This window comes from Streptomyces tremellae, assembly GCF_039540215.1.
GTDB classification, from domain to species: Bacteria; Actinomycetota; Actinomycetes; order Streptomycetales; family Streptomycetaceae; genus Streptomyces; species Streptomyces tremellae.
This window is the reverse complement of record NZ_BAABEP010000041.1, coordinates 1-16751: the sequence shown is the minus strand read 5'-3', so window position 1 is coordinate 16751 and position 16751 is coordinate 1. Positions and strand designations below refer to the sequence as shown.

17 protein-coding genes and 1 pseudogene are annotated in these 16751 nt (G+C 73.1%); 7 read left to right on the top strand and 11 right to left on the bottom strand.

Going from position 1 to position 16751, the window contains the following annotated elements; all coding sequences use genetic code 11:
• Position 1: 1 nt before the first annotated feature.
• From ABEA77_RS23840 to ABEA77_RS23810, 8 genes are all read right to left on the bottom strand, one after another.
• Positions 2–616 (bottom strand): hydrogenase maturation protease, encoded by a 615-nt coding sequence (locus tag ABEA77_RS23840; protein WP_345651210.1) that lies wholly within the window; start codon positions 614–616, stop codon positions 2–4.
• The gene (locus tag ABEA77_RS34030) at positions 613–732 is read right to left on the bottom strand and encodes a DUF6893 family small protein (protein ID WP_425588374.1); all 120 of its coding nucleotides are present in this window, start codon (positions 730–732) and stop codon (positions 613–615) included. The genes ABEA77_RS23840 and ABEA77_RS34030 overlap by 4 nt, the downstream gene beginning before the upstream one ends.
• On the bottom strand, positions 729–2327 hold the full coding sequence (locus tag ABEA77_RS23835; protein WP_345651207.1) for a hypothetical protein: 1599 nt from the start codon (positions 2325–2327) through the stop codon (positions 729–731). The genes ABEA77_RS34030 and ABEA77_RS23835 overlap by 4 nt, the downstream gene beginning before the upstream one ends.
• Complete coding sequence (locus tag ABEA77_RS23830) at positions 2324–2986, bottom strand: DUF6084 family protein (protein ID WP_345651205.1); 663 nt, start codon at positions 2984–2986, stop codon at positions 2324–2326. Before ABEA77_RS23830 ends, ABEA77_RS23835 begins: the two co-directional genes overlap by 4 nt.
• Positions 2983–3636 carry a DUF5947 family protein gene (locus ABEA77_RS23825; protein ID WP_345651202.1) on the bottom strand — a complete coding sequence of 218 codons (654 nt, stop codon included), beginning with the start codon at positions 3634–3636 and terminating at the stop codon, positions 2983–2985. Before ABEA77_RS23825 ends, ABEA77_RS23830 begins: the two co-directional genes overlap by 4 nt.
• A complete protein-coding gene (locus tag ABEA77_RS23820; protein WP_345651200.1) occupies positions 3633–4583 on the bottom strand; it encodes a NifU family protein in 951 nt (316 codons plus the stop codon). The genes ABEA77_RS23825 and ABEA77_RS23820 overlap by 4 nt, the downstream gene beginning before the upstream one ends.
• 1 nt (position 4584) lies before the next feature.
• Positions 4585–6357: a nickel-dependent hydrogenase large subunit gene (locus tag ABEA77_RS23815; protein ID WP_345651198.1), complete on the bottom strand. Its 1773-nt coding sequence runs from the start codon at positions 6355–6357 to the stop codon at positions 4585–4587.
• 125 nt (positions 6358–6482) lie between these two features.
• Positions 6483–7538 carry an NADH-quinone oxidoreductase subunit B family protein gene (locus ABEA77_RS23810; protein WP_345651195.1) on the bottom strand — a complete coding sequence of 352 codons (1056 nt, stop codon included), beginning with the start codon at positions 7536–7538 and terminating at the stop codon, positions 6483–6485.
• Between the two features lie 354 nt (positions 7539–7892).
• Between ABEA77_RS23810 and ABEA77_RS23805 the strand changes: the two genes are divergently transcribed.
• Both ABEA77_RS23805 and hypB read left to right on the top strand, forming a co-directional pair.
• The gene (locus ABEA77_RS23805) at positions 7893–8222 is read left to right on the top strand and encodes a hydrogenase maturation nickel metallochaperone HypA/HybF (RefSeq protein WP_345651193.1); all 330 of its coding nucleotides are present in this window, start codon (positions 7893–7895) and stop codon (positions 8220–8222) included.
• Between the two features lie 65 nt (positions 8223–8287).
• Positions 8288–9121, top strand: a complete 834-nt coding sequence (gene hypB, locus ABEA77_RS23800) for a hydrogenase nickel incorporation protein HypB (RefSeq protein ID WP_345651191.1) — start codon at positions 8288–8290, stop codon at positions 9119–9121.
• Positions 9122–9139: 18 nt separating this feature from the next.
• Here hypB and ABEA77_RS23795 read toward each other — a convergent pair whose 3' ends face one another.
• A complete protein-coding gene (locus ABEA77_RS23795; protein ID WP_345651188.1) occupies positions 9140–9769 on the bottom strand; it encodes a TetR/AcrR family transcriptional regulator in 630 nt (209 codons plus the stop codon).
• A gap of 365 nt (positions 9770–10134) precedes the next feature.
• On the opposite strand from ABEA77_RS23795, the gene ABEA77_RS23790 reads away from it, so the two are divergent.
• The gene (locus tag ABEA77_RS23790; protein WP_345651185.1) at positions 10135–10755 is read left to right on the top strand and encodes an acetate uptake transporter; all 621 of its coding nucleotides are present in this window, start codon (positions 10135–10137) and stop codon (positions 10753–10755) included.
• A gap of 74 nt (positions 10756–10829) precedes the next feature.
• Here ABEA77_RS23790 and ABEA77_RS23785 read toward each other — a convergent pair.
• Positions 10830–11420 (bottom strand): annotated as a pseudogene (locus ABEA77_RS23785) (acyl-CoA dehydrogenase family protein); the annotation flags it as partial.
• Here ABEA77_RS23785 and ABEA77_RS23780 point away from each other — a divergent pair.
• Positions 11320–11739 carry a hypothetical protein gene (locus ABEA77_RS23780; protein ID WP_425588373.1) on the top strand — a complete coding sequence of 140 codons (420 nt, stop codon included), beginning with the start codon at positions 11320–11322 and terminating at the stop codon, positions 11737–11739. The pseudogene ABEA77_RS23785 and the gene ABEA77_RS23780 sit on opposite strands and share 101 nt — an antisense overlap.
• Positions 11740–11780: 41 nt before the next feature.
• On the opposite strand, the gene ABEA77_RS23775 is transcribed toward ABEA77_RS23780, so the two are convergent.
• Positions 11781–13193: an aldehyde dehydrogenase family protein gene (locus tag ABEA77_RS23775; RefSeq protein ID WP_345651319.1), complete on the bottom strand. Its 1413-nt coding sequence runs from the start codon at positions 13191–13193 to the stop codon at positions 11781–11783.
• A gap of 290 nt (positions 13194–13483) precedes the next feature.
• Between ABEA77_RS23775 and hmgA the strand changes: the two genes are divergently transcribed.
• The 3 genes from hmgA to ABEA77_RS23760 all read left to right on the top strand — a co-directional run.
• Positions 13484–14860 (top strand): homogentisate 1,2-dioxygenase, encoded by a 1377-nt coding sequence (hmgA, locus tag ABEA77_RS23770; protein ID WP_345651182.1) that lies wholly within the window; start codon positions 13484–13486, stop codon positions 14858–14860.
• Positions 14857–15642 carry a GntR family transcriptional regulator gene (locus ABEA77_RS23765; protein WP_345651180.1) on the top strand — a complete coding sequence of 262 codons (786 nt, stop codon included), beginning with the start codon at positions 14857–14859 and terminating at the stop codon, positions 15640–15642. Before hmgA ends, ABEA77_RS23765 begins: the two co-directional genes overlap by 4 nt.
• A gap of 141 nt (positions 15643–15783) precedes the next feature.
• Positions 15784–16751 (top strand): type ISP restriction/modification enzyme (locus tag ABEA77_RS23760; RefSeq protein WP_345651316.1); only part of this gene is annotated, 968 nt, incomplete at its 3' end.

Below are 16751 nucleotides of genomic sequence, written 5' to 3'. Positions count from 1 at the left end.
TTCAGGCCCTCCGGGGCTCGCTGGCCGCACTCCGCGCCGCGGGTGCGGAAGGGGGCGGGGACACGCGCCCGGCGCCCGGCGGGGCGCCGCCCTGCCGGATGCGGCCGAGCAGCGCGCGCACCGCGTCGGCGGCCTCGGGGACCGCGGCGGCGACCGCGGCGCTGAGACCGATACCCTCGCCGAGGTCCGCGGGGACGCAGCCGACGACGAAGGTGGAGGGAAGCGTACCGCCCAGTTGGCCCAGGTTTGCCAGCACTGCGACGGGATTCATCCCGTGTGCGTCGAATTCACCCTCGCCGAGGTCGTCGGCGCCGACTTCGAGCACGGTGACGGTGCCGGGCGGCCCCTCGCCGGGGCAGGCGTCGACCAGCACAAGCGCCGCGTACCCGTCGAGCAGGTCGTAGGCGAGGTGCATGCCGCGGATGCCGTAGTCGACGACACGGACCCCCGGCGGACGCCCCGCCGGGTCCGCGAGCCGCCGCACCACCTCGGGGCCGAAGCCGTCGTCGCCGAGGAAGAGGTTGCCGATGCCCGCGACGAGCACCCGGCCGCCCGGGCCGCCGGCTGTCGGGCCACCGGGCGCGGGGGGCATGGTCTCGTTGCCGCCGGTGTTCACATCGAGCGCATCCTGAGGTACCTGCGGATGTCGGGGATCGACTGCACTCCGGCGGCCACGGCGACCGCCGCGAGCGCGGCGGCGAAGCCCGCGGTGATCATGCCCAGGGTCTTCACGATCGGCTCTCCTCAGTGTGTTCGTGGGTGTCCGCCCCTGCGGGCAGGGGTTCGAGCTCGTCGGGGGCGAAGTAGAAGTACCGGCCGTACCAGTCGTGCAGGTCGGCCGCGGGGTCGTCCACGAGGACAAGCGCCACGTGCACACCGCCGTCGACGTCGGACACCACGGCCGTGACCCGCGCGACGCGCCCGGCGAAGAAGAGGTCCTGCGCGTCGGCGCGGCGTGCCGGGCGGACCCGCACGAGGCTGCCCTTGGCGACGCTGACACCGTCGATGACGACGGCGTCAGCCGCGGGCCGCACGGCCGCGTCGGCCGCCGGGTCCCACCAGGGGGCACCGCCGGTGTCGAACGGCGCCTCCGGCAGGTTCCGCACGTCGTCGGCGTCGGCACCGGCACCGGCACCGGCACCTGGGAGGGGTGCTCCCGCGCCGGGACCGTACGGGTCCACGGCGGGTCCTGAGGGCCGGGCGCCGAGGCCGTACAGGTCCACGGCGGGGCCGGACGGCCCGCTGCCGGGCACGTACGGGTCCATGGCGGGAACGGACCGCCGCGGGCCCGCGCCCGGGTCCGCGGGGGCGTGCGGCTCGCGCACCAGGCCGTGCAGCCGCTGGAGTTCGGCCGGGGACAGGGCGTCGCAGCGGTCGATGACCTCCCGGGCCCGCGGGTCGGTGGCCCGCGCCTCGGCCTTCTCCTCCTCCGTCATGGTCATCACGCGAAGGGTGAGGATCTCGTCGATCTCGGTGGAGTCGAAGAGCGCGCCGGGGCTCTGCTCGGCGATCTCCGGGTGGTCGTAGAGGATGATCGGCGCGCACAGGACGGTGTCCGCGCTGCCCTTCGGGCCCGCGAGGACCGGCCAGCAGCGGTGCCCGCGGCACGCGGCCGCCGCGCTCGCGGCGGCCGGTGGCGGATCGACGAGGGAGACGAAGCCGGCGCCCCCGGCCCGCAGCAGGAGGTGGGTCCCGACGAGGGAGGCGCGGATCGCGGCGTCCTTGTCCGCGACGCGCGCGGGGTGTTCGTTCGCCACCTCGACCGTGAGCCGGGTGAGCGGCCCCTCCGCGCGGTCCGCGGGCTCCATGCGCAGGCGCACGCGGACGGTCAGCGGCGTCCTGCGCCGGACGATCCGCCCGACCGGTGCGCCGCCCGCGTCGGTGAGCGGTTCGGTCGTCTCGCCGCCCGGGACCTCCAGGACCTCGTCCACCTGTCCCGTCACGTCGACTGCCGGCAAGGCGAGTTCGTGTTCCACCGCCTCGTCCCAGCTGAGCACGGAGCCGCCGTCGACGGTGAGCGCGCCGACCGGGGTGTGTCCGCCGTCAGGATCCCTGCGCTGCACCTCGCGCACCTGGAGCTGGAGGAAGCGCAGGCGGGCGTCGAGGGCCGGCGCGCCCTGCCCGTGCGCGTCGAGCAGGACCTGCGCCGACATGCGCGGGTCCTCGGCGAAGCTCGCGGGCTCCGCCTCGGGCGGCCCGAGGACGCCGAACTGGAAGCGGGAGCGGTTCTTGTGGGAGCTGGCCCGGTAGGGGTACAGCAGGTAGCCCTCGTAGAGCACCGCGTCGGCGATCGCGCGCACGGGGTCGAGCCCCGCCCCGCCGGTCACGGTGCCACCTGGCCGATCTCGTCCAGCATCGTCTCCACCGTCTCGTCCCAGCTGATGTGCCCGCGCCGGGCGCGGACGTCGGCGAGCCGGGCGAGTGTGTCCCGGTCGAGCCTGATCCAGCCGGTGTGCGGGAAGTGCGCGTCGATCAGCCGCCGCCACACGGCGACGGGCATCGCGTACCGTGCCTCGCAGTCCCATGGCACCTGCCGCACCGCGAAACCCCTGCCGTCCGCTCCCCTGGTGAACACCGTGCCGGAGAACAGCAGGTCGAGCGGTACGGAGCCGGAACCGAGCGCGTGCAGGTAGCGGGAGCCGACGACGTCGAAGTCGTAGGTGCAGGGCAGCGCGAGGTCGGCCTCGGTGCTGCCGGTGAAGCCCTGCACGGTGGTGTCGCACTGCATCCACAGGAACGGCCGCAGGGTGTCGCTCCACCGCTCGCCGGTGCCGAACACGCCGATCAGGCCGTCGCGTTCGGCCTCGTCGTACGGGCGGCGCTGCGGCTCGACCCGGACCTGGCAGCGCAGCACGATCGCGTGGACACGCTCGCCGCTGGTGTCCTCGACGCGCAGCCGCGCGGTGAGCCGCGGCGCCGCGCTGTACGGGTCGGCGGCGATGTCCAGCACGGTGAAGGCGAGTTGGGCGGCGGCGGGTTCCGTCACGGCGCACCGTCCCCGGTGTACGGCCTGCTGCGCCCGCCGACACGGGCGAAGAACGCGTCCATCGCGGCGTGCGCCTCGCGCCCGCCGTCGAAGCCGCGCCACACCGACCTCAGGGTGCCGACGAGTTCGTAGCAGACGTCGATGGGCACCAGGTGGCAGGAGTTCGCGCCGTCCTCGGCGCGGCGTACGAGCAGAGCCTCCACGTCGGGGCGCGGGGTGGTGAGCTCCGGATGCCGTTCGGTGGCGGACTGCCATGCTTCCAGCGGGAGTTCGGACTCGGTGGCGCCCGCGGGACCCGGGTAGAAGGCGATGGTGCGCCCCAGTGCCGAGTTGTGGAACAGGAAGGCGAGGCCGACCGGGATCTGCAGCTCGTCCCAGGTGCGCGCGTCGAGGACCGCTCCCCCGAAGCTCAGGAAACGCTCGGGCACGGCCCGGAAGCGGAGGTCGGCGGCCTCGTCGGTGAACAGCAGATAGCAGGCGCGGCAGCTGCACATCAGGCCCCGGCTCTCCAGGTTCACCACGTGCGGGTGCTCGTCGCCGAGGGGCGCGGCGCACAGGTCGCAGCGCTCCTCGGCCGGTGCCTGCGGCCGGGTGCGGGAGAGCCTGAGCAGTGCCGCCGCGGGCGACGCCGTACGGCCTTGCGGGGTCATGTCGCCGCTCCCGCGGGCACCGCCAGGCAGACGGCCGCGCCCTCGGTGAGCACCGGCAGCGGGTCCAGGTGGATGCCGTCCTCGTCGAGGCAGGCGCCGGCCCGCCGCACGTCGTAGTGGGCGCCGCAGGCCGGGCAGCGCAGCACTCCCTCGCCCGGGGCACCGCCGAGCCGCCTGGCGAGCGTGGCGCCGCGCATCGGGGCGGCGCACCGGCCGCAGGCGTCCCGGAAGGCGTACAGGTCGGTGCCGATCCGGCAGGCGAGCACCGGGGTGCCGCCGACGGTGAGGTCCGTGACGGCACCGGGCTCCAGCGCGGTGAGTTCGGGCACGGCCGCCCAGGAGCCGCCGGCCTGCTCCGCCTCGTGCACCCGGGAGAACAGGGCGTCGACGGGCACGACCGCCGCGGCGGGGCCGTCCGCCGCGGGGGCCTGCACCTCGATGGCGGTGACCTCGGGTGCGGCCGCCTCGACGGCACCGCGCACGGCGAGTTCGAGCGTGGCCGCGGAGGAAGGGCAGCCGTCGCAGCTGCCGAGGAGCCGCAGCCGTACGGTGCCCTCCGCGGTGACGCCGAGGAGCTGGACGTCGCCGCCGTGGCTGCCGAGGTAGGGGCGTACGCCGTCGAGCGCGCGCTCGACGCGGCTCTCGACGCCGTACGGGTGCAGGCCGTGCACGAGCAGCAGGCTGGCGACCAGGTCGTCGCCCGCGAGCGCGGCGGCGAGGCGGTCGTCGAGCGCGCCGTGGTCGTGGACGAGGCCGAGGAGGCGTTCGAGTCCCGCGCCGTAGAAGTCGGTGATCAGGCGCACGAGTTCCTCGCTGCGCTCTCTGGCCGGTGTGCCGTGGACGGCGCTCGCGGCGATCAGCGCCTCGACGCGCTCGCCGGTGTCGCGCCAGTCCTGCGGGTCCCCGATGCCCTGGTCCTCGGAGTGTGGTGCGGTGTGCTGTGTCACGTCACTCACTGCCCGCCGACTGGGTCGGGGAGTGCAGCAGTTCGAGCTTCTTGCCGCCGCCGAGGTACATGTGCACACCGCACGGCAGGCAGGGGTCGAAGCTGCGCACGGTGCGCATGATGTCGATGCCCTTGAAGTGCTCCCGGTCGTTCTCCTCGAAGATCGGCTGGCCCTGCACCGCGTCCTCGTAGGGTCCCGGTGTGCCGAAGGTGTCGCGGGGGCTCGCGTTCCACGGAGTCGGCGGGTACGGGTGGTAGTTGGCGATCTTGCCGTCCCTGATCACCATGTGGTGCGAGAGCACACCGCGCACGGCCTCGGTGAAGCCGCAGCCGACGCCCTCCTCGGGGACCTCGAACTTCTCCCAGGTCTTGGTGCGTCCGGCGCGGATCTCGGCGAGGGCCTTCTCCGCGAAGTGCAGGGCGCAGGCCGCCGCGTACGCCTGGAAGTAGGTGCGGGCGCGGTTGCGCTCCAGGGTGTTGCTCCACTTCGGGACGTGCCACTCCAGCTCGACGGGGCCCTTGAGCGCCGTCTTCGGGAGGTTGATCTTCACGCTGTGCCCGGTGGCCTGCACGTAGCCGATGTCGACGAGGCCGGCGAGCGCGGTGGTCCACAGCCGGGCGAGCGGGCCGCCGCCGGTGTCGAGCGCGAGGTAGTCCTTGCCGTCGAACCAGCGGGGCGACATCACCCAGCTGTACTTGTCCTCCAGGTCGCGCTTCTGCGGCCGGGGGTTGGTGTGCTGGTTCCAGGGGTGCCTGCGGTCGACCGGGTTGCCCAGCGGGTCGTGGGTGACGAACATCTCCTGGTCCTCCCAGTCGCCGTAGTACGACGAGCCGAGGAGGATGCGGATGCCGAGGTTGATCTTCACCAGGTCGGTGGTGACGAGTTTCCCGTCCACGACCACACCGGGGGTGACGTACATCTTCCGTCCCCAGCCGGTCATGTCCTTGTACTCGAAGTTGCAGTGCTCCGGGTCCTGGAAGGAGCCCCAGCAGCCCAGCAGGATGCGGCGGTTGCCGACCTGCTCGTAGCCGGGCAGCGCCTCGTAGAAGAAGTCGAAGAGGTCGTCGTGCATGGGCACGACCTTCTTCATGAACTCGACGTAGCGCTGGAGGCGGGTGATGTAGTCCGTCATCAGCTGGACGGTGGCGACCGTGCCGACACCGCCAGGGTAGAGCGTGGACGGGTGCACGTGCCTGCCCTCCATCAGGCAGAACATCTCCCGGGTCATGCGGCTGACCTGGAGCGCCTCGCGGTAGAACTCGCCGGTGAAGGGGTTCAGCGAGCGCATGATGTCGCCGATGGTCTTGTAGCCGTGCGCCTCGGCGTGCGGCGACTCGGTGCGGTTCGCGCGCTCCAGCACACCGGGGTTGGTCTCGGCGACCATCTTCTCGCAGTAGTCGACCCCGACCAGGTTCTCCTGGAAGATGTTGTGGTCGAACATGTACTCCGCGGCCTCGCCGAGGTTGACGATCCACTCGCCGAGGTGCGGCGGCTTCACCCCGTACGCCATGTTCTGCGCGTAGCAGGAGCAGGTGGCGTGGTTGTCGCCGCAGATGCCGCAGATGCGGCTGGTGATGAAGTGGGCGTCCCGGGGGTCCTTGCCCTTCATGAAGACCGAGTAGCCGCGGAAGATCGAGCTGGTGCTGTGGCACTCGGCGACGGTCTTCTGCTTGAAGTCGATCTTCGTGTAGATCCCCAGGCTGCCCACGATGCGGGTGATGGGGTCCCACGCCATCTCCACCAGTTCGCTCTTGCCCTGGCTCGTCGCCGTCATTGCGCCGCCTCATCTGTCTCGGTGTGGGTCGGGAAGGGGTCACCGGCAGGACAGCGCCGGCCGACGAGTGGGAGTGCGGGTGCAGCGGTACGGGCCCGGCGCCGCGGGGGCGCCGGGCCCGCGCGTCACCAGGTGCGGCTCGCGCCCGTGGTGAGCTCGGTGCTCGGCCTGCGCCAGCGGGGCTCGCGGTCGAGCGTGTGGGTGGTCATCTTCCGCAGGCGCCGCATCGTCGCGCCGTAGAGGCCCTCGCTGGTGGTGGAGAGCTTCGCGCCGGGGGGCTCGTCCATGAACGGCATGAACTTGTCGGGGAAGCCCGGCATGGTGCAGCCGATGCAGATGCCGCCGACGTTGGGGCAGCCGCCGATGCCGTTCATCCAGCCGCGCTTGGGGACGTTGCACTTGACCGTGGGGCCCCAGCAGCCGAGCTTGACGATGCACTTGGGCGACCCGTACTCGGTCGCGAAGTCGGCCTGCTCGTAGTAGCCGGCCCGGTCGCAGCCCTCGTGCACGGTCTGCCCGAACAGCCAGGTGGGGCGCAGCGCGTCGTCGAGGGGGATCATCGGGGCCTGGTCGGTGGCCATGTAGAGCAGGTACGTCAGCGTCTCGGAGAGGTTGTCCGGCTGGATCGGGCAGCCCGGCACGCACACGATGGGGATGCCCGCCTTGGACTTCCAGTCCCAGCCCAGGTAGTCGGGCACGCCCATGGCGCCGGTCGGGTTGCCCGCCATGGCGTGGATGCCGCCGTAGGTCGCGCAGGTGCCGGCCGCGACGATCGCGGTGGCCTTCGGCGCGAGCCGGTCGAGCCACTCGCTCGTGGTCATCGGCTGGTCGGTGCCGGGCTTGTTGCCGAAGCCCGACCAGTAACCCTCGGCGTGCAGCCGCTCGTTGGGGATCGAGCCCTCCACGACCAGGACGAACGGCTCCAGTTCCCCGCGGTCCGCCTTGAAGAACCATTCGAGGAAGTCGTCGGCGCCGCCGTTCGGGCCGCACTCGTAGTCGATGAGCGGCCAGTGCACGGCCACCTGGGGCAGGCCGGGGAGTGCGCCGAGGGCGATCTCCTCGATGCTCGGCTGCGTGGCGGCCGTCAGCGCCACGGAGTCGCCGTCACAGCTGAGGCCTGCGTTGATCCACAGGACATGGATCAGCGTTTCTTCCGCTTTGACCGCGGCTTCTGTCGGCATGGCTCTGCCGCCTTCCGAGGAGGGGCTGTGTGGCTGTGTCCGGAGCGTCACAGGTGCACGAGGTCGCGCCACACGTGTGGCGCCGGTCACATTGCTACCATCTGACGGCCTCCTGGACGGTCCGGCAACGCAGGGCGCCACCGGAAGGCACCAAGGCAGCACCGCTCCCCCGGTGCCCGCAAAGCGCCTCCGAACAGCATCTATACCGTCGTGGACGCCGCAGCCCGCCGGCTGCTCCGTCCGGGTGATTCCGGCGGGTCCGCGGCCGACGCTCCGCGGCGGTGCGTGGCGCGGGGCGGCCCCTGCCGGATAGATGCGCCCTACGGCGACGGGCGAAAGGACCGGAGGCACGGGATGCACGAGCTCGCCCTCACGCAGGGTGTCGTGGACGCGGTCTGCGAGGCGGCGGAGGGCCGCCATGTGGAAGCGGTGACGGTACGCGTCGGCGTGCTCACCGCCGTGGTCCCCGATGCCATGCGATTCTGCTTCGACCTCGTCACCGCGGGCACGGTGGCGGAGGGCGCGCGGCTGGAGATCGACCAGCCCGCGGGCGCGGCCCGCTGCCGCGCGTGCGCCGCCGACTTCCCGCTCGACGGCCCGGTGCTGCTGTGTCCCTGCGGCAGCGCCGACGTGCAGGTCGTCTCGGGGCGGGAACTCCAGATCGTCTCGATGAGAGTGGGCTGAACCGGATGTGCGGAACCTGCGGTTGCGGTGACGGAGCGGACGGCGGTCGGGGGGTGCGCGTCGGCGTGCCCGGCGGGGCGGGGGCACACGGCCACCCGTACGGCCGTCCGGACCACGCGCACGACAGGCCCGGCGGGCACGCGCACGGTCACGGCCACGCGGATCAGGACGCCGGGCACGGCCACGTCCCCGACCCCGACCACCGCAGGGCCGGGGACGACGGGGAGACGGTGACGCTGGAGCAGCGGGTCCTCGCCAAGAACGACCTGCTGGCGGAGGAGAACAGGTCCTGGCTCGCCGCGCGGGGCGTCGTCGCCGTCAATCTGATGAGCTCTCCCGGCGCGGGCAAGACGACCCTGCTGGAGCGGACCGTGCGGGACCTCGCGGGGCGCCGGGAGGTCGCCGTCGTGGAGGGCGACCAGGAGACGATGCTCGACGCCGACCGCATCCAGCGTGCGGGGTGCGCGGTGGTCCAGGTCAACACGGGCGCCGGCTGCCACCTCGACGCGGCGATGATGCGCGACGCGCTCACCGAACTCGCCCCTGGCGAGGGCTCGTTGGTCCTGGTCGAGAATGTGGGGAACCTGGTCTGCCCGGCCCTCTTCGACCTGGGCGAGCGCAGCAGGGTGGTGATCATCTCGGTCACCGAGGGCACGGACAAGCCGCTGAAGTACCCGTACATGTTCGCCGCGGCCGACCTGGTGCTGGTCAACAAGGTGGACCTGCTGCCGTATGTCGACTTCGACCTCGACCGGTGCGCGGAGCACGCGCGGTCGGTCAGCCCCGGCGTGCGGGTGCTGCCGGTCTCCGCGACGACGGGCGAGGGGATGGCGGAGTGGTACGCCTGGGTCGCGCGGCAGTACGGGCCGGACGCCGCGGTCTCCGCCGCGGCCCGCTGAGGCCCCGGCCCGCTCCCGTCAGGCTCCGGCCCGCACCATCCGCAGGACCAGGCCCGCGTACAGGTCGCCCACCTCGTCGGGAGACCTGCTGCCCTCCTCGTTGAACCAGCGGGCCACGTCGATGCAGAGCGAGAGCACGGCGAGGGTGGTGCCCCCGATGTCCGACACGTCGAACTCGCCGTCCCGGACGCCGTCCTCCAGGATCCTGCGGACCACCGCGTCGCTCTGCCGGCGCAACGCGACGATCTCGGCGCGGTGTTCGGGTGCCAGAGAGTCGAGTTCGTACTGCACCACCCGTGCGGTGGTGTGCTGTTCCGCGTGCCAGTGCACGAACGCCCTGACCACCTCGGCGAGCCGCTCGGCCGAGGTGCCGGCGCCGGACTCGGCGCGCCGCAGGATGTCGAGCGCACGGTCGTGGCCGAGCCTGCTGATCCGGTGGAGGAGTTCTTCCTTGGTCTTGTAGTGGATGTAGAGGGCGGCGGGGCTCATGCCGGCGCGGCCCGCGATGTCCCGGGTGGTGGTGGCGTGGTAGCCGCGCTCGGCGAACGCGTCGACGGCCGCCACCAGCAGCCGCCGCGCGGCCTCGGGGGCGACCCCGGCCCATGCCGCGCCGCTCCCGCCGTCGCCGACCGATTCGGCCGTAGCCATGGATGCGCCCCTTCCGTCCGGGTGGTGAACTGCCGCAGGGCAGGACGAACACCATACCTCCGAAGGTGAGCAAGCGCTTAGGAAGTCCGGCGGGAGGGCTCCGGGGTTACCGCCGGGCACACCCGCGGCGACCTCGGGCGGCACCGGATTTCGAACGCGGGATTCGAAGGTGCAACGAATGGCTCCGGGCTCCTTGACCGCTTCATGACACGGGGCCAAGATGATGATCCTTCACCCGGAGCGCAGTGCCGACCACGGACCGTTCCGACTTCCCCACCCCGCGGCCGGCACACCCTGGCGGGGCTCCTCCGCCGCCAGGGACGCGCCGGTGACCGTCAGGCGCATCTCGCGGAGAGGACCCACCCGTGGCAACAGCAGAACCGAACAGCGCGGCGCCCATCGAACCCACCGCCTCACCGGCCGCGAGCATCGCCGATCCTGGCGCCCTCGGGCTCGCCGGGTTCGCGATGACCACCTTCGTCCTGAGCACCTTCAACACCGGGCTGCTCAGCGACACCCTGGAGACCGTGGTACTCCCGCTCGCCCTGTTCTACGGCGGGCTCGCCCAACTCCTCGCCGGAATGTGGGAGTTCCGCAGGGCCAACACCTTCGCCGCCACGGCGTTCAGCTCGTACGGCGCCTTCTGGCTCGCCTTCGCCTACTACATCTCCCACATCGCGCCGAAGCTCCCGCCGGCCCACGCCTACCAGGCCACCGGGCTGTTCCTGCTCGCCTGGGCCGTCTTCACCACGTACATGATCATCCCCGCGCTGCGCACCAGCGGGGCCGTCCTCGCGGTGATCGTGCTGTTGTCCGTCACCTTCATCCTGCTGACCATCGGGGCGTTCGCGCAGTCGACGGGCATCGACAAGGTCGGCGGCTGGACCGGGTACGTGACCGCGGCGGCCGCCTGGTACGCGTCGTGCGCGACGGCCGCCAACAGCACATGGAAGAGGGTCGTCCTGCCGGTGTGGCCGCTGGCCTGAGCGCGCCGCCCTCCCCCTCACACCACGGGTGCCCCGCCGCGCGGCGGGGCACCCGCCCGTGCGGGCGGGGTCCGTCAGAAGGCCGAGACCCCGGTCAGGGCACGGCCGATGAGCAGTTTCTGGATCTGGCTCGTGCCCTCGTACAGGGTCGTCACCCGGGCGTCGCTCAGGAGTTTGCCGACGGGGTACTCGTCGATGTAGCCGTAGCCGCCGAACACCTGGACCGCGTTGTTGGCGGCCCGCACGGCGGCCTCCGAGGCGAACAGCTTGGCCTGGGACGCTGCGGTGGCGAACTCCCGGCCCCGGTCGATGAGATCAGCCACCCGCCAGGTCAGCAGCCGGGCCGCCTCCACGTCCACGGCGATGTCGCTGATCAGCTCCTGCACCAGCTGGTGATGGGCGATGGTGGTGCCGAACTGCTCGCGCTCGGCCGCGTATCCGACGGCGGCGTCGAGCGCGGGCTGCGCGACGCCGACGCTGCCCGCCGCGACCGCCATCCGCCCCTTCGCGAGCGCGGACATGGCGACGGAGAAGCCCTTGCCCTCGGGGCCGAGCAGCGCGCCCGTGGGCACCCTGACCCCGTCGAAGGAGAGTTCCGCGGTGGCCTGGCCGCGCAGCCCCAGCTTGCCGTGGAGGGTGCGGCGGGTCAGACCAGGCGCGTCGGCGGACGCCGTCTTCGGCGCGATGGTCAGGGCGGGCTGGCCGCCCGCGCAGGCGACCAGGATCGGCGCGCTGATGCGCTACTTCGTCACGGGTTCCGCACTGTCGTCCTTCGCCCGCGGGTTCGTGGACGACCGCGAGACCTACGACCCGGCCGACTACCCGCACCTGGGCCAGGCCCATCTGCTCGCGGAGCACCGGCGGCGGGTCGACGAGGGCGCCTTCGAGACGGGCCTGCGCGCCCTGCTCGAAGGACTCGGCCTGGAGTACGGCCGCCGCGGCCTCGGCGGGACGGCGCGCGGCGGCCCTGCTCACGGCTCCTGACGGTACGTCAGTGCCCTTGTGAAGCAGTGGCGTTCACGGGATCAGAGCTGGATCGACTTCGTCTGCAGGTACTCCCGCAGGCCGTACGCGCCCATCTCCCTGCCCACCCCCGACTGCTTGTAACCACCGAAGGGGGCAAGGGTGTTGAAGGCGGCGCCGTTGATGTCGACGCGGCCGGTGTCCATCCGGCGCGCGAAGGCGACCGCCTCCTGCGCGGTGGCCGCCCACACCCCGCCGTGCAGGCCGTAGACGGTGTCGTTGGCGATGCGTACGGCGTCCTCCTCGTCCTCGTACCGCAGGATGCCGAGCACCGGGCCGAAGATCTCCTCCTGCGCGATGGTCATGTCCGTCGTGACGTCGGCGAAGAGGGTCGGCTCCACGAAGTAGCCGGTGGCGCGCGGCGCTTCGGTGCCGCCCGCGACAAGCCGCGCGCCCTCCGCGACGCCCTGGGCGATGTAACCGCGCACGCGCTCGCGCTGCTTGGCGCTGACGACGGGCCCGACCCGGGTGGCGTCGGCGGCCGGATCGCCGACGACGTACTCGCAGAGCGCCTCGCGCGCGAGGCCGACGGCCTCCTCGTACTGGTCCTCCTGGACCAGCATGCGCGTCCACGCATAGCAGGTCTGACCGGAGTTGGCCATCACATGGCCGACGCCCGCGGCGACCGCGCGGGGCAGGTCGGCACCCGGCAGGATCACATTGGCCGACTTGCCGCCGAGTTCGAGGGAGACGCTCTTGACCGCGCCGCCCGCGAGGGCGCCGATCCTGCGGCCCACCTCGGTCGAGCCGGTGAAGGACACATGGTCGACGCCGGGGTGCGCGGCGAGCGCCCGGCCCGCGGCGTGCCCGTACCCCGTCACGACGTTGAGGACGCCGGCGGGCAGCCCCGCGGCGTCCACGCACTCCGCGAACAGCTGCGCGGTCAGCGGCGTGTCCTCGGCGGGCTTGAGCACGAGGGTGCAGCCGGCCGCGAGGGCGGGCGCCACCTTGCTGACGATCATCGAGAGCGGGTAGTTCCAGGGGGTGATGGCGGCGACCACGCCGACCGGTTCGAGCAGGACCGTCGAGTTGGCGATCCGCTCCTCGAACGGGTGGGTGCCCGCCAGCTCCGCGTACGCCTCAAGAGCCGCGATGGGCGCGGCCGTCTGCACCGCCGCGGCGAACCGCGCGGGCGCGCCGAGCTCCGCTACGAGGGTCGCGGTGATCTCCTCCTTGCGGGCGGCCAGTTCGTCGTGCAGGACGCGCAGCGACCAGCCGCGCGCCGCGGGCGGGGTCGTGGCCCAGCCGGGGAGCGCGGCGCGGGCGGCCCGTACGGCCGCGTCGACGTCCTCCTCCACACCCGCGGGGACCTCGGCGATGATCCGCTCGTCCGCCGGGTTGACCACGGCGATGGTCTCCGCCGCGGCGGCGGGGCGCCACTGCCCGCCGATGTACATACCGTCGTGTGCCTTCATCGACATCCTCTCCAGGACAGCCGGTGCGGCTTGACGACGCGCGGACGCGCGTCGTCCGCACACATCGTGTCTGGACAAACTAGCGAGGGGGATTTGCCGCGCCAAGCATCAAGTCGGCACAAAAGGGAGCATTTTCGAGCCCCTTTCAGGGATTTCCGGCCCGTTTGCGGCCCTCTTCGCACGCCAGGCGGGACGGACGCCCGGTTCCCCGCCCCCGTTGACGGGCTCATTCCTTCGGTCAACCATAGGATTGAAGACGCGGGACCGGAGATCCTCACGAGGGAGTGGCGATGAGCGGCAGGACGACCAGCACCGGCGCAGGCGGCACGGACGGCGCGGACGGCGCGACCGACCGGGCGAGGAAGGCCGCGGCGGGCCTCGCCGAGCTGCGCGGCTTCGGCAACGAGCACAGCTCGGAGGCGGTACCCGGCGCTCTGCCCGACGGGCGCAACTCGCCCCAGCGCGCGCCGCTCGGGCTCTACGCGGAGCAGCTCAGCGGCACCGCCTTCACCGAGCCGCGTGCCCGCAACCGCCGCTCCTGGCTCTACCGCATCCGCCCGTCCGCCGCGCACCCCGCGTACACCAGGATCGACAACGGGAGCCTGCGCGGCGCCCCGTTCACCGAGACGGTGCCCGACCCCAACCGGCTGCGCTGGGACCCGCTGCCCGACCCGGCGCCCGGAACGGACTTCCTCGCCGGGCTGTGGACGCTCGGCGGCAACGGCGACACGGCGCAGCGGGTCGGCATGGCGATTCATCTCTACGCCGCCGACGCTCCCATGTCCGACCGGGTGTTCGGCGACGCGGACGGCGAACTGCTGATCGTGCCGCAGCAGGGCGGGCTGCTGTTGCGCACCGAGTTCGGGCTGCTCGCGGCGGCCCCCGGCGAGGTGGCGCTGATCCCGCGCGGGGTGCGCTTCCGGGTCGAGCCGCTGGACGCGGTGGTGAAGGGGTACGTCTGCGAGAACTACGGACGCCCGTTCGAGCTACCGGAGTTGGGGCCGATCGGCGCCAACGGCCTGGCGAACGCACGGGACTTCAGGGCACCGGTCGCGGCCTTCGAGGACACGGCGGGCCCGGTGACGGTGGTGCACAAGTTCTGCGGGAACCTCTGGGCCGCCGAGCTCGGCCACTCGCCCCTCGACGTCGTCGCCTGGCACGGCAACCACCTGCCGTACGTCTACGACCTGCGGCGCTTCAATGTCATCGGGTCGATCAGCTATGACCACCCGGATCCGTCGATCTTCACCGTGCTCACCTCGCCCTCCGACACGCCGGGCCTCGCGGGCGTGGACTTCGTGGTGTTCGCGCCGCGCTGGCTGGTCGGCGAGGACACGTTCCGCCCGCCGTACTTCCACCGCAATGTGATGAGCGAGTACATGGGCCTCGTGGAGGGCGCGTACGACGCCAAGCGGGCGGGCGAGGGCGGCTTCGTGCCGGGCGGCGGCTCGCTGCACAACATGATGTCGGCGCACGGACCGGACCGCGCCACCTACGAGCGGGCCAGCACCGCCGAGCTGCGGCCGCAGAAGGTCGACGACGGGCTCGCGTTCATGTTCGAGACCCGGTGGCCGGTCACTGCGACCGCGCAGGCGGCGGGCGCCGGCCACCTCCAGCGGGACTACGACCGCGTGTGGCAGGGCCTCGAACGCCACTTCCCGGCATGAGCGCCGGCCCAGGGGCGGCGGACGGCGGCGGACGGGCCCCCGCCTTCGCGCCCGCGCCACTCACCCGCCACCGCTGGCTGCCGTTGTGGTACCAGGTCTCGCAGTCGCTGCGCGCCTCGATACTCGGCCGCCACCCCGGCGCCCCGCTGCGCCTGCCGACCGAGGAGGACCTGGCAGCCCACTACGGCGTGGGCGTCCTGACGATGCGCAGGGCGCTGAAGGAGCTGGCGGCCGAGGGACTGATCAGCAGGCGGCGGCGGCACGGCACCTTCATCGAGCCGGGGGCGGGGCGCGGCGCCCCGCGGCGGCTGCTCGGCTCGGTGGACGCGGTGGTGGCACAGCAGTCGGGGGACCTGACGGAGGTCCTCGGCCACGGGCCCGCCGAAGTCACCGCCGAGTTGGCCGAATACTTCCCCGATCTGGCCGAGATCGTCTCCTACACGCGGCTCCGCAGGGACCGGGAGAGCGGCGAGCCGGTCAGCTGGGCGGAGAACGCCGTACGCCCCGAGGTCGCGGCGCGCATCGCTCCCGCGGCGCTCGAAGGGGCGCCGATGACGAAGCTGCTGCGGGACACGGCGGGGGTCGCGATCGGGCGGATCACCGACACCGTGCGCGCCACGCTGGCCGATCCGGCGACGGCCGAGCTGCTCGCGGTGCCGCTGCTCAGCCCGGTGCTGCACTACACGGGCGTGACGTACGACGGGCGGGGCAGGGTCGTGGACGTGGCGCGCATCCGCTACCGCGGCGACCGGTTCGCCTTCTCGGTCTCCGTGGAGGCGTGAGGAACGGCGCGGGGCCCGGGTCGTTACGCTTTTCGGGGGACGCGAGGACGTCACCGCCCGCGGAAGCTACCGACGAGGAGGGGGTACGGGGTGGCCGAGACGACCGCCGCGCCCGCCGGGACTCCGCTGCTCGCCGACCTGATGCCGTGGTCGGTCGCGCCGCTGCGGCTGGGCAGGGAGTGGGTCCTCGCTCCCGACGCGGCCTCGCTCACGGCCCGCTGGGACCGGCTCGTACGGGCCGAGGGCGCCGAGCGCGACGCCCTGTTCGCGCCGACCAGGGCCCGTACCCAGCACACGGCGGTGGCGGCGCTGCCCGGCGGCGCCGGCGGCACCGCGCGCTTCGCCCGGGAGGACGGGCCCTGCCCCGAGCCGCGGCGGGTGGCACACGGCCCGTTCGACGAGCAGTGGCTGATCCCCGACCACCGGCTGATCGACGCGGCACGCCCCGAGCTGTGGCGGGTCGCGGACGCGGCGCAGGTCTTCGCGGTCGAGCAGGGACATGTGCCGGGCGCCGCGGGCCCCGCGCTGCTCGTCTCGGCGCCGCTGCCGGACGGCCACTCCCCCGCGGGCCGCCCGGGGCGCGTACGGCCGCTGTACCGCAGGCCGGGCGGCGCCGAGCCGAACCTCGCCCCCGGCCTCACGGGCCTGCTGTCCGCGCGCTACGGGCAGGAGGTCGGCCCCGACGAGGTGCTGGCCTCGGCCGCGGCGGCGGCCGCGAGCGGAGCGGCCGGCTGCGCCGTGCCGCTGCCCGCCGACCCGGCGCTGTGGGCGGAGGGCGTGGCGCTCGGGGGCGAACTGGTGCGGATCCAGCTGCGCGGCGCGCGCGGTGGCGGGCGGCCGCGGCTGCCGGGCGGCCGCAGGCCCTATGTCCGCGCCGCGCTGCCCGCGCGCCCCGGCACGATCGCCTACACGGCGAAGGACGAGACGCTGCGCCTGGGCGAGGCGGGCCGGGTCGCGCCGGTGCCCGAGGGGGCGTGGGAGTACCGGGTCGGCGGGGTGCGGATGCTGGAGCTGTGGTTCGAGCGGCGGGCCGTGCACGCCGAGGACGGGACGCTGGCGGCGATCGGGCCCGCGGTGTGGCCGCAGACCTGGACGTCCGAACTGCTCGA